Annotated in this window: 12 protein-coding genes and 4 tRNA genes; all 16 read left to right on the top strand. The window is 48.1% G+C overall.

Features of this window, described 5'->3' with window-relative positions; genetic code table 11:
* The first annotated feature begins 42 nt into the window (after positions 1-42).
* Complete coding sequence (locus tag BM359_RS05525; RefSeq protein WP_054490719.1) at positions 43-246, top strand: YheV family putative zinc ribbon protein; 204 nt, start codon at positions 43-45, stop codon at positions 244-246.
* 20 nt (positions 247-266) lie between these two features.
* Positions 267-1,787 carry an NAD(P)H-hydrate dehydratase gene (locus BM359_RS05520; protein ID WP_054490717.1) on the top strand — a complete coding sequence of 507 codons (1,521 nt, stop codon included), beginning with the start codon at positions 267-269 and terminating at the stop codon, positions 1,785-1,787.
* Positions 1,780-2,238 (top strand): tRNA (adenosine(37)-N6)-threonylcarbamoyltransferase complex ATPase subunit type 1 TsaE, encoded by a 459-nt coding sequence (gene tsaE, locus BM359_RS05515; protein WP_054490714.1) that lies wholly within the window; start codon positions 1,780-1,782, stop codon positions 2,236-2,238. The genes BM359_RS05520 and tsaE overlap by 8 nt, the downstream gene beginning before the upstream one ends.
* Complete coding sequence (locus tag BM359_RS05510) at positions 2,235-3,545, top strand: N-acetylmuramoyl-L-alanine amidase (RefSeq protein ID WP_054490712.1); 1,311 nt, start codon at positions 2,235-2,237, stop codon at positions 3,543-3,545. Before tsaE ends, BM359_RS05510 begins: the two co-directional genes overlap by 4 nt.
* The gene (mutL, locus tag BM359_RS05505; RefSeq protein WP_054490709.1) at positions 3,545-5,278 is read left to right on the top strand and encodes a DNA mismatch repair endonuclease MutL; all 1,734 of its coding nucleotides are present in this window, start codon (positions 3,545-3,547) and stop codon (positions 5,276-5,278) included. The genes BM359_RS05510 and mutL overlap by 1 nt, the downstream gene beginning before the upstream one ends.
* Positions 5,268-6,218, top strand: coding sequence for a tRNA (adenosine(37)-N6)-dimethylallyltransferase MiaA (miaA, locus tag BM359_RS05500; protein WP_054490707.1), 951 nt, complete (start codon positions 5,268-5,270; stop codon positions 6,216-6,218). Before mutL ends, miaA begins: the two co-directional genes overlap by 11 nt.
* Before the next feature lie 177 nt (positions 6,219-6,395).
* Positions 6,396-6,653, top strand: a complete 258-nt coding sequence (hfq, locus tag BM359_RS05495; RefSeq protein ID WP_054490705.1) for an RNA chaperone Hfq — start codon at positions 6,396-6,398, stop codon at positions 6,651-6,653.
* 24 nt (positions 6,654-6,677) lie between these two features.
* Entirely contained in the window at positions 6,678-7,967 is a 1,290-nt protein-coding gene (hflX, locus tag BM359_RS05490) for a ribosome rescue GTPase HflX (RefSeq protein WP_054490703.1), read from the top strand.
* 41 nt (positions 7,968-8,008) lie between these two features.
* The gene (hflK, locus tag BM359_RS05485) at positions 8,009-9,163 is read left to right on the top strand and encodes an FtsH protease activity modulator HflK (protein WP_054490701.1); all 1,155 of its coding nucleotides are present in this window, start codon (positions 8,009-8,011) and stop codon (positions 9,161-9,163) included.
* Positions 9,163-10,056, top strand: a complete 894-nt coding sequence (gene hflC / locus BM359_RS05480; RefSeq protein WP_054490699.1) for a protease modulator HflC — start codon at positions 9,163-9,165, stop codon at positions 10,054-10,056. Before hflK ends, hflC begins: the two co-directional genes overlap by 1 nt.
* Before the next feature lie 102 nt (positions 10,057-10,158).
* Entirely contained in the window at positions 10,159-11,457 is a 1,299-nt protein-coding gene (locus BM359_RS05475; protein ID WP_054490697.1) for an adenylosuccinate synthase, read from the top strand.
* Positions 11,458-11,607: 150 nt separating this feature from the next.
* Positions 11,608-11,683 (top strand) — tRNA-Thr (locus BM359_RS05470).
* A 19-nt stretch (positions 11,684-11,702) separates the two neighbouring features.
* A tRNA-Tyr gene (locus tag BM359_RS05465) sits at positions 11,703-11,787 on the top strand.
* Between the two features lie 45 nt (positions 11,788-11,832).
* Positions 11,833-11,907, top strand: a tRNA-Gly gene (locus tag BM359_RS05460).
* Between the two features lie 12 nt (positions 11,908-11,919).
* A tRNA-Thr gene (locus tag BM359_RS05455) sits at positions 11,920-11,995 on the top strand.
* Positions 11,996-12,078: 83 nt separating this feature from the next.
* Positions 12,079-12,297: GTP-binding protein (locus BM359_RS05450; RefSeq protein WP_234972464.1), on the top strand; the 219-nt coding region annotated here is incomplete at its 3' end.

Raw genomic sequence — 12,297 nt, 5'->3', positions numbered from 1 at the left:
TCATAGACATGTTCTGCTCACAATTCTAACACAGGAGCTGTTGTGGCTAGAGAAAAGAAGCGATTTATTGCCGGGGCGGTTTGTCCCAAATGCGATGCCATGGACACGCTCATGCTTTTTATCGAAAACGATATCGAACAAGTTGAATGCGTGCAATGTAAGCACCGGTTTAGTGAGCCCAAGGAGCAGGGTGGTGGTAGCGAGCGTCAGTTTGACCAGGTCATTGGCGTATTTAAGCCAGACTAACGCACTATTGGGGAGGCACCATGACAAACACCGACGGTAGCCGCTATGAGAACTGCCTTTATCGTGTTGAGCAATTGCAGAAAGGCGAAAAAAAGGCAGCTGAAGCCAGCGCAATGAATATGATGCAGCTGATGTCAGCCGCTGGTAAAGCCGTTTTCAAGCAGTTACAAAGACGCTTCCCGGCACCGGCGCGTATTGCAGTATGTTGCGGTGAGGGCAATAACGGTGGCGATGGTTACATTGTTGCCCGACTGGCTCAGGAGGCGGGGTATCAGGTACAGGTATTTGCTCTAAAGCCCAATGCAGAGCTTTCAGACCCCTTAGAATCTGATGCGCACCGGGCTCGCTCAGCCTGGCGCGAGCAGGGGGGCAACGAAAAAGCCCTGCTCGATTGTGCACCTGATCAGTTTGACCTTGTGGTAGATGCGTTGTTTGGTGTTGGACTGAATAGAGCCCTCGAGGGAGACCCCGTGACCTGGGTACAACATGTCAATGCCAGTTCTACGCCGGTGATCTCAGTCGATGTGCCTTCTGGTTTAAATGCCGATAACGGCCATGTTCCCGGTGCTGCCGTGCGCGCCCACCTAACGGTAAGTCTGGTGGCATTAAAGCGCGGTTTACTCACAGGTAAAGCTCAGAATCATACGGGTGAGCTTGTTTTAGAGGACTTAGGCATTGGTGAGACCTTTAAGCAGCAAAATGAAGCCGACTGGTTTCGGGTCGATGCCGGAGGGTTAGGCAATTGGCTACCGGCCCGGGCGCGCTGCACTCATAAAGGCGAACAAGGCCATGTGCTTATCGTGGGTGGACAACCGGGTATGTCAGGGGCGGTGATACTGGCTATGAAGTCCGCCTTGCGAGCAGGTGCCGGTAAAGTTTCAGTGGCCTGCCACCCCGACGTACAAGCAATTGTTGCAGCGACTCAGCCAGAAGCTATGGTGCATTCTATTAAAGACGAAGATACGTTAAAGCCGTTGTTACGTGAGGCCTCGGCGATTGCTCTTGGTCCCGGGTTAGGGCAAAGCCGTTGGAGTCACGATGTGTTTTCACAAGTGATGAAGGCGGATGCATTGAAAGTGATAGACGCCGATGGGTTGAATTTACTGGCAAGTTATCCAGCCCGGTCGTCAAAGTTATTGCTGACGCCACACCCGGGAGAGGCGGCCAGATTACTGCAAACCACAGCTGATGAAGTGGAAGCCGATAGGTTTTTAGCGGTAACACAACTACGCGAAAAGTACGGTGCTCAAGTTTTACTTAAAGGCGCCGGCTCACTGTTGGTCACCGATCGCGGGAGATGCCTGATTGACAGAGGTTCACCGGCAATGGCGTCGGGTGGTATGGGTGATTTATTAACGGGGTTGATAAGCGGCCTGTTAGCGCAAAGAATGGCACCGGCACAGGCATTAATTGCCGGCGCCTTATGGCATGCCATGGCTGGTGAAGAAGCAGGAAAAGATGGCGAGCGGGGAACCTTAGCCTCTGATTTGTTGCCCTATATACGGCGGTTGGTGAATGGATATGGAAGGGACGATGACTGAGGTACACCACTGTAAATTAGCAAATGAAGCTGAGACGCTGGCGCTTGCGAAGAAATTTTCAGAAGTTTTACAAGCTCCTTTGGTGGTCTATTTGAAAGGGGAATTAGGTGCCGGTAAGACAGCATTTTGTCGTGGTGTTATTCAGGCTTTGGGCCATTGTGGCGCGGTAAAAAGTCCCACCTACACCCTTGTAGAGCCTTATCAGCTGCAGGGATGGCGCATTCACCATTTTGATTTGTATCGGTTGGCTGATCCGGAAGAGCTTGAGTACATGGGAATTCGTGATTATTTTGCCGAAGATACGCTAAACTTTATAGAATGGCCTGATAAAGGCTATGGCTGGCTACCGGGAGCGGACATAGAAATCCGAATCGAGTATGCTGGTGAAGGACGTAAAATAACTTTCAGTGCGCTAACTGAAGCCGGACAAAGAATAATTAAAACATTATGATGCAGCGATTTTGGGTGTTTTTGTTTGCTTGTGTTCCTCTGTGGGCATGGGCTGACAATAGTGTAGACAGTGTAAGGGTGTGGCCATCTCCGGATAAAACGCGGGTGGTTTTTGACTTGTCTGATACACCGGACTATTCCTATTTCACGCTTTATCAGCAAAAGCCTTATCGGCTGGTTATTGATTTCAACAATACGTCGCTAAAAGCGGATTTGAGTAATTTGGGTAAAGACTCTCTGCTGGTGGATAAAATTCGCACCAGTTCGCCCAAAAACTCCCGTAGCACTCGCATCGTTATTGAACTGGACTCAAAAAGTGACGCGAACCTGTTTACCCTTCCGGCCAACGACTCTTATAAAGATCGCTTAGTGGTGGACTTACCGGGTAAGTCGATTGAGCGCAGCGGACCGGCAAAATCCGTTTCTGAACTGAAAGACAGGCGCGTAACCGTTGCCATTGACGCTGGTCATGGTGGTGATGATCCCGGCTCTATTGGTCCACGCGGCACCTACGAGAAGCACGTCGTTATTCGTATCGCGCGGGCGCTGGCTAAGCTGATTAATGATGACCCGGGTATGCAGGCTTATTTGATTCGTACTGGTGATTACTACGTAGGCCTTAATGAACGCCCGCAGAAAGCCTGGGATGCTAAAGCGGACTTCTTTGTTTCTATTCACGCTGATGCCTTTCATTCACCTCAGCCCAATGGAGGGTCTGTGTGGGTGCTATCAAAACGCCGGGCGGATTCTGAAGTGGGTCGTTGGCTGGAAAACCGCGAACAGCAATCGGAGTTGCTGGGTGGGGTAACGGACATCCTCAGTAAAAATGGACACGAACCTTATTTGGCTGAAACTCTACTGGACATGTCAATGGACAGTTCTATTGCCGGTGCCTATAGTGCGGCAAAACACATTATTGATGAAATGTCAGCAGTAACCAAAATGCATAAGCGCACGCCACAGGCTGCTAGCCTGGCCGTGCTAAAATCACCAGATAAACCGTCATTACTGGTAGAAACAGGGTTCATTTCTAACCCCAGAGAAGAGCAACTGCTAACCAGTAATGCCCATCAGCAAAAACTGGCGCGAGCGCTTTATAATGGTATCCGGCGTTATTTTGTCAGTAACCCAATCGACAATACTTACTTGGCCAATCAAAGTAGTTTTACCTATACCGTGAAGTCGGGTGACTCTTTGTCTGTTCTCGCTCAGCGTTATAACACTACCGTCAAAGCCATTAAATCTGAAAATAGTCTGGCCAGTAATACGCTTAAAATTGGCCAGAAGCTGACGATCCCGAGTCGCTGATGGCTATTCAGCAGTTACCCATTGAGCTGGCGAACCAAATTGCTGCGGGTGAAGTGGTTGAGCGCCCTTCGTCGGTGGTTAAAGAGTTAGTTGAAAATGCGCTCGACGCCGGTGCAACCCAGTTAGTACTGGATATAGAACAGGGCGGCAGCAAGCGAATAAGAATTCGTGATAACGGCTGCGGTATTGTTAAGCAGGAACTAACGCTGGCGTTAAGCCGGCATGCCACCAGTAAAATCAAAAGTCTGGATGACTTGGAACATATTGGCAGCCTTGGCTTTCGTGGTGAGGCTTTGGCCAGTATTAGTTCGGTTTCTCGTTTACGTTTAATATCAAAACCGCCGGAGCAAGAAGAAGCCTGGCAGGCCTGGGCCGAAGGCCGGGACATGCAGGTTAATATTGAGCCGGCTGCTCACCCCGACGGCACCACGGTTGATATTCAGGACCTATTTTTTAACACGCCGGCAAGACGTAAGTTTCTGCGTACAGAAAAAACTGAATTCACTCATATTGATGAAGTGATAAAGCGTATTGCGCTCAGTCGTTTTGAAGTTGGTTTCCAACTGAATCATAACGGCAAATCAGTCCGTATGTTTCCGCAGGCGCTGAGCGAAAAACAACAGTTGCAGCGGTTGGCAAAAATTTGCGGTGGTGGCTTTGCTGAACAAGCTTCGACTGTCGATGCGGTGGACGGAGATTTTCATTTAACTGGCTGGCTCGTTCCCCCTGAGCATTGCCGGCACCAGGGTGATATTCAATATTTTTTCGTAAATGGTCGCATGATGCGGGACAAGCTGTTGTCGCATGCGGTACGCCAGGCGTATGAAAAGTATTTGCCAAACGAGCGGGTCCCCACTTTTGTGCTCTATTTTGAATTGCCGTCAGAGCAGGTGGATGTGAATGTGCATCCGGCCAAACATGAAGTGCGGTTTCATCGCCAGCGGCAAGTGCACGACTTTATTCTGACGCGTATTGAGCAAGCTTTGATGCAGTTGGTTGCAACAGATAGCCCGCAATCTGCTGTGACTCACCAGCATCATTATGGTTCACAAGAACGCCCGTCAGGACCAACGTCGTTTCCTTCCGGCAGAGCTTCAGGCGGAAGTGTCTTAGGTGAAAGAAAAGCATCAGGTTCGTTGTTGCCAAATGCCGCCCGAGTTCAAAATAGTATCAGTAGCGGACAACCCCAGACAGAGCCAGGGGCGGTAAAATCGGAAGAAAACTGGCGGGTCCTTACGGTTTTTAATGGTGTTTACGCGCTTATTAGAAATGAACAAAACCTGGCCTGGCTAAACCTGGCAAAAGTGCATACCGAATGCGTTGCCCAAAAGCTGGTTCAACAACTGCAGGACGGGCTCAATGGCCAGCCACTGCTAGTACCGGTGGCGATTAATTTAGCCAACTTACCGGGCCCGGCAAGTCAGTGGCCGCAACAGGAGTTGAATCAGTGTGGCGTAGTGTATCAGTGTCAGCGCGAACAGGTCATTATTGAGCAAATGCCTGAAATGCTGCGTCAGGGGAATGTGGTTAGTGGCTTTACCGAATTATTAAAGCTATTAACAGAAGGTGCTGAAACTGAGGCGTTGGCGAGTTGGCTTGCGCAGTTTGCGGGTCTTGAGTCATACAGCATCACTCAGGCTGAACATTGGCTTATCCAGTGGCGTTCACAGCTTTTTGAAGCACCGGATGTACTGCAGCGATTGCCGCTACCCGGAGAACGTCATGCACAGTAAGGACGCTGTTATAGCGATTTATGGGCCGACAGCATCGGGCAAAACGGCGTTGTCACTGGCTCTATGTAAGCAACTGGATTGCGAAATTATTTCTGTAGATTCAGCACTGATATACCGCGGTATGGATATTGGTACAGCTAAGCCCAGCGCCGAGGAACAAGCTCAAGTTCCTCATCATTTACTGGATATTCGTGACCCGGCTGAAACCTATTCCGCGGCCGACTTTCAAAAAGACGCTTTGGCATTAATTGAAGACATTCAGCAACGTGGCAAAGTACCTTTGTTGGTTGGCGGCACCATGTTGTATTTTAAAGCATTGCTGGAAGGACTCTCGCACTTACCTGAGTCGGATGCGAGCGTACGAGAAAGGCTTTCGGCTGAGTGGCATGACAAAGGGCTAACTGAGTTACACAAGCAACTGCAGGAAGTGGATCCGGTAAGCGCTGAACGCATTCACCCAAATGACCCTCAGCGGATTATACGTGCTCTGGAAGTGTATGAACTCGCCGGTAAAAGCCTGACGGAACTTACGCGGGAACGCTACGGTCAGTTGGATAAACCTATTTATCAATTTGCGGTGGCCCCGGCAGAACGGGAAGTTTTACACCAGCGTATCGAACAGCGCTTTGACCAGATGTTGGCACAACCTTTTGAAGACGAAGTCAAAAAGCTGTTTGACCGCGATGATCTGCATACGGATCTTCCGTCAATACGCAGCGTCGGTTATCGTCAAATGTGGCAGTACCTTGCCGGTGAACTCAGCTATGATGAAATGCGCGAGCGCGGCATTATAGCAACACGGCAGTTGGCAAAACGGCAAATGACATGGCTACGGGGCTGGCCCGGCGTTCATTGGCTGACCACTGGCGATACCGACATGGAGGCCAAAGTATTAAGGGTAATGCAGCAGCCGGCAAAGAAATTTGACCGTCAGGATTGAAATACGACGTTTAAGCCCGCAGATCCAATTTCTGACTAAATGAGTAATTCTTAACGTTTTTCTTATTGCAAAAATTCTTTACTGGTCTAGTGTGTCTTTACAGGTGACTGCAAATTGGCAGTCCTGTGGCTTACTATTTACACATTGGATATTAATAACGATAAAAAGGAATCCAAGATGGCTAAGGGGCAAACTTTACAAGACCCATTCTTAAATGCGTTACGTCGTGAACGCATACCAGTATCTATATACTTAGTTAATGGCATTAAATTACAAGGGCAAATTGAGTCTTTTGATCAGTTTGTTGTCTTATTAAAAAACACGGTTAGCCAAATGGTTTACAAGCATGCAATCTCAACGGTTGTGCCTGCGCGTATCCCACAAAATTATTTGCCGCAGCAAGCCGCAGAAGATATGGCTGAATTAGAAGATTAATAATGAAAGAGAGGTCTGAACAACTTGTTCGATAGGTATGAAGGTGGCGACTACGCAATATTGGTTCATGTGGATTTACCCGCAGAAGTTGACCGAGAAGATCTCTCAGAATTACAACTCTTAGCTGATTCTTCGGGCGTGAAAACGATGGGAGTGATGACATCCAGTCGTAGCTCCCCAACTCCCCGATATTTTGTTGGTAGTGGTAAGGCAGAAGAAATTGCCGAACAGGTGAAGCTGTTAGACGCCAACATTGTTATTTTTAATCACGCGCTGTCACCTACCCAAGAGCGAAACCTTGAGGCTGTTTGTAAATGCCGGGTTTTAGATCGTACAGGTCTTATTCTGGATATTTTCGCGCAGCGTGCGCGTACTCACGAGGGTAAGCTGCAAGTTGAGCTTGCGCAGTTGCGTCATATATCGACCCGGCTGGTACGAGGCTGGACCCACCTTGAGAGACAAAAAGGTGGTATAGGTTTACGTGGACCGGGTGAAACCCAGCTTGAGACCGACAGACGTTTAATTCGCGGACGTATTAAAAACATTTTAAAGCGTCTGGAAAAAGTGCAAAAGCAGCGGGAACAGGGTCGTCGGGCACGTAAGAAAGCAGATATTCCGACGGTATCGCTGGTGGGTTATACCAACGCTGGTAAGTCGACGTTGTTTAATCGCCTGACTGAGGCGGGTGTTTATGCGGCGGATCAACTATTCGCAACGCTTGATCCAACCCTCAGAAAACTTGCAGTAGAAGATATTGGCGACGTTATTCTGGCCGATACCGTTGGGTTTATCCGTCATTTGCCTCACGACTTGGTCGCTGCATTTAAAGCTACGTTACAAGAAACCCAGGAAGCGGATTTATTGTTGCATGTGGTTGATGTCAGCGACGAACAGCAGCAAAATAATATGGATCAGGTTGCTGAGGTTTTAGAAGAAATTGATGCGGGTGATGTACCTCAGTTAATTATTTGTAATAAAATAGATCAAGTAGATGGTGCCGAACCCAGAATCGATTACGATGATAACGAAAAGCCAATAAGAGTATGGGTTTCAGCTCAACAGGGGCTTGGTATTGAGCATGTGCTGGAAGCGTTGCGGCAGATACTTGGTCCACAGATGGTTGAGCTGTCCCTTAAAATCCCGCACTCAATGGGTAAATTACGTGGTACATTATACCGTTGGAATTGCGTAACATCAGAAGATGTTAACGAAAATGGCGAACTTGCGTTGCAAGTGCGAATGTCATCGGTAGACTGGCAGCGTTTACATAAGGCCTACGGCGATCAACTGGATGACTTGGTCATCCCTGAATAAAAATTATTAGCAACAGTTTTATTAAAAACTTGGAGCACTCAATGGCTTGGAATCAACCGGGAAACGGTAATAACAACGACCGTGACCCATGGAAAAATCAAGGTGGCCGGGATCAGGGGCCACCTGATCTCGACGAAGCAGTTCGCAAACTGTTTTCCAAATTCGGTTTTGGTGGCAAGAAAGGCGGCGGCTCGGGTGGCAGTTCAGGTATCCCGAGTAAAGGCATCGGTATTATCGCAATTATTGCGTTAATTGTTTGGTTTATCGCTGGCTTCTACACAGTAAAAGAAGCTGACCGCGGTGTTGTACTGCGTTTCGGTCAATTCCATTCACTGGTTGAGTCGGGACTTCACTGGCGTCCGGTATTTATTGACTCGGTAGAGCATGTTGACGTTAACAACATTCGCTCAGATAAGACCGACGGTTATATGCTGACTCAGGACGAAAACGTGGTGCGTGTTGAACTTGATGTTCAGTATCGTGTTGTTGATCCGCGTTCTTACCTATTTAATGTCGAAGATGCTGACGGCGTATTATCCAGAGCGACCGATAGCGCATTGCGTTATGTGGTTGGTCACACAACCATGGACGAAGTTTTGACCCGTGGTCGTGAAGAGGTCAGAGCCAACACGCTGGAAATGCTGGAAAAAACGATGAATCCGTACACCGTTGGTTTACAGATCGTCGATATTAACTTACTGCCAGCTCGTCCGCCGGAAGCGGTTAAAGACGCATTTGATGATGCCATCTCAGCACAGGAAGATGAAGAACGCTTCATCCGTGAAGCTGAGGCTTATGCTCGTGAAGTAGAGCCATTGGCACGTGGTCAGGTACGTCGTATGTTGCAGGAAGCACAGGCTTACCGTGAACAAATTATCCTGGAAGCTCAGGGTGAGGTTGCTCGCTTTGAAGAGCTGTTACCTCAATATCAAAATGCGCCAGAAGTCACTCGCGAGCGTATTTACTTAGATACGTTACAAGACCTTTATGCAAAAACGCCTAAAGTATTGGTTGACGTTGAAGGTGGTAATAACATGATGTATTTACCGCTTGAAAAGCTTCTGGAAAAACAAGGTCGAAATACGAATACATTCTCTCCGACGCGTGTTCCTGAAAATGTTTCAGGTGGCTCTTCAAACAGTGGTTCAGAGTCACAAAATACGCGCAGCAGTAACCGTAGCGGAGGTCGAAACTAATGAAAAACCTAATCGCAATTATTGTTGTGGTCCTGGTCGTTCTGGGTCTGTCCTCCGTTTATGTGGTTAAAGAGGGCGAACGTGCCATCTTAATCCAGTTCGGTAAGGTAGAACGTGACGCTCAGACGGGTGAAGCCATGGTTTTCGAACCAGGTCTGCATCTTAAAATTCCTTTCATTGAGCAGGTTAAAAAGCTTGATGCGCGTCTACAGACGCTGGACGGAGATCCGGATCGCTTTGTAACAAGTGAGAAGAAAGATTTGATTGTTGATACCTACGTCATGTGGCGTATTAATGACTTCTCGACCTTTTACTTGAGTACTAATGGCGGTAACTATCTCCAGGCCGAAGCACTGCTGACACGTCGTATTAACAGTGGCTTACGCAGTGAGTTTGGTAACCGCACTATTTCAGACATCGTCTCCGGCGAGCGTGATGAGTTAATGCGCGAAGCTCTGATTCAGGGCTCAGAAAGTGCTTCAGACTTAGGTGTTGAAGTGCTGGATGTTCGGGTTATGCAAATCAACTTACCGAACGAAGTGAGTCAGTCCATTTACCAGCGTATGCGTGCAGAACGTAATGCGGTGGCGACAGAGCACCGTTCAGAAGGTCGTGAGCAGGCTGAGTTTATTCGTGCTGATGTTGACGCCCGTGTCACGGTAATGCTTGCTGATGCTAAGCGTCAGTCACGTGAATTACGTGGTGAAGGTGATGCGGAAGCAGCGAGAATTTATGCTGAGGCGTATCAAAAAGATGCTGAGTTCTTTGCATTTATTCGCAGCATGGAAGCTTACAGTAGCTCATTCGGTACCGGCAATGACATGTTAGTGCTGGATGCGAACAGTGACTTCTTCCGTTATTTACAAAATATGATGGGAAAATCTGAAGAGTAATCAAGAATGAGCGTCTGATGTGATCATCAGGCGCTCTCCTCCGATGTACAAACCCTCCGATAAAAGGTAAGATCGCTCCGATTTTTTTTACGCGGGGCAATCATGAGTCAGAACGTTGTAATTCTAGGCACCCAATGGGGTGATGAAGGCAAAGGTAAAATTGTCGACCTGTTAACCGATAAAGCCACAATGGTTGTGCGGTATCAGGGTGGACATAACGCTGGACACACATTGGTTATTGACGGTGAAAAGACCGTTCTGCATTTAATTCCTTCAGGTATTCTACGCACCAACGTTCAGTGCGTTATTGGCAATGGTGTCGTTTTGTCACCTGAAGCGCTGATGGAAGAAATGGCCATGTTGGAAGCACGTAATGTTCCTGTTGCTGACCGTCTTCGAATTAGCAAAGCCTGCCCTCTAATTTTACCATTCCATATTGCTCTTGATCAGGCACGTGAGCGTGCCCGAGGTAAAGAGGCGATTGGAACAACTGGTCGTGGTATTGGTCCTGCGTATGAAGATAAGGTTGCCCGCCGCGGTCTGCGCGTTGGCGACCTGTTCGATATGAAACGCTTCGGTGAAAAGCTAAAAGAACTGGTCGACTACCACAACTTCTCTTTGGTTGAATACTACAAAGCTGATCCGATTGACTTTGAAACGGTTCTGAAGCAATGCGAAGAATTCGCTGAAGTATTAAAACCAATGGTAGCCGATGTACCATCGTTACTGGATAAGGCTCGCAAAAACCGCGAGTCAATAATGTTTGAAGGTGCGCAGGGCACTTTACTGGACATTGATCACGGTACTTATCCCTACGTCACCTCTTCAAATACGACTGCCGGTGGCGTTGCTACAGGCGCTGGTTTTGGTCCTCGTTATATTGACTATGTGTTAGGTATTGTAAAAGCCTATACCACTCGTGTCGGTAGTGGACCTTTCCCGACAGAACTCGATTGTGAAGTGGGGCAGTATTTAGGTGAAAAAGGCCATGAATTTGGTGCAACAACGGGACGTAAACGCCGTACTGGCTGGATAGACGCCGTTGCCATGCGCCGAGCTGTACAAATCAATTCTATCAGTGGCTTCTGCTTAACTAAGTTAGATGTGTTAGACGGGCTTAAGGAATTGAAAATTTGTACCGGCTATCAGCTTGCAGACGGCAGTGTGACCGATCACCCGCCGCTATCTGCAGAGGATTACGAAGTCGTTGAGCCTATTTACGAAAGCATGCCTGGCTGGCAACAAAGCACAGTGGGTGTAACACAGCACAATGAGTTACCTCCTGAAGCGCTGGCTTATATTGCCCGTATTGAAGCCTTAACAGGTGTTCCGGTAGACATCATTTCAACCGGTCCTGATCGTAAAGAAACCATCGTTTTACGACACCCTTTTGGCAAGTAAACGACTATAGTATATGTTACTAAAAGACGGTCAGTTTTCATCCGATGTAGATAAAAACTGACCAGTCAGAACAAAAAAATCAAAAAAATTGCACGCATCTATTGCACTATCAAATTTAGTACCATAGAATGCGCTCCACCTAACCGGGGTGCCGGCATAGCTCAGCTGGTAGAGCAACTGACTTGTAATCAGTAGGTCGGGAGTTCGACTCTCTCTGCCGGCACCAATTCAAATTGCAAAATGCGGGAGGGGTTCCCGAGTGGCCAAAGGGATCAGACTGTAAATCTGACGGCTCAGCCTTCGCAGGTTCGAATCCTGCCCCCTCCACCACGCAATTTCCTTGGTTTTGAGGTGGCCTCACAAAATTGTGAATTTGCGGGTGTCGTATAGTGGCTATTACCTCAGCCTTCCAAGCTGATGACGCGGGTTCGATTCCCGCCACCCGCTCCAAATTCCGTTAGTGCTGATATAGCTCAGTTGGTAGAGCGCACCCTTGGTAAGGGTGAGGTCGGCGGTTCGAATCCGCCTATCAGCACCATTTCACTTTAGGCCCCTAATAAACCTCGGTCTTGCTTTTTAGCTTAGGTAACACACCGAAAGAATTTTGTTAGAGAGGCTGCAATGTCTAAAGAAAAATTTGAACGTTCGAAGCCGCACGTAAACGTCGGCACCATTGGTCATGTTGACCACGGTAAAACTACACTGACTGCTGCTATCACAACAGTTTTGGCAAAAGTTTATGGTGGTGCGGCGAAAGACTTCGCAGCCATCGATAACGCGCCAGAAGAGAAAGAGCGTGGTATTACTATTTCAACGTCACACGTTGAATATGACACGCCA

It is taken from the genome of Idiomarina abyssalis (assembly GCF_900116625.1).
GTDB classification, from domain to species: Bacteria; Pseudomonadota; Gammaproteobacteria; order Enterobacterales; family Alteromonadaceae; genus Idiomarina; species Idiomarina abyssalis.
Note: the sequence above shows the minus strand (reverse complement) of the source record. Positions and strands in the feature narration are given on the sequence as shown.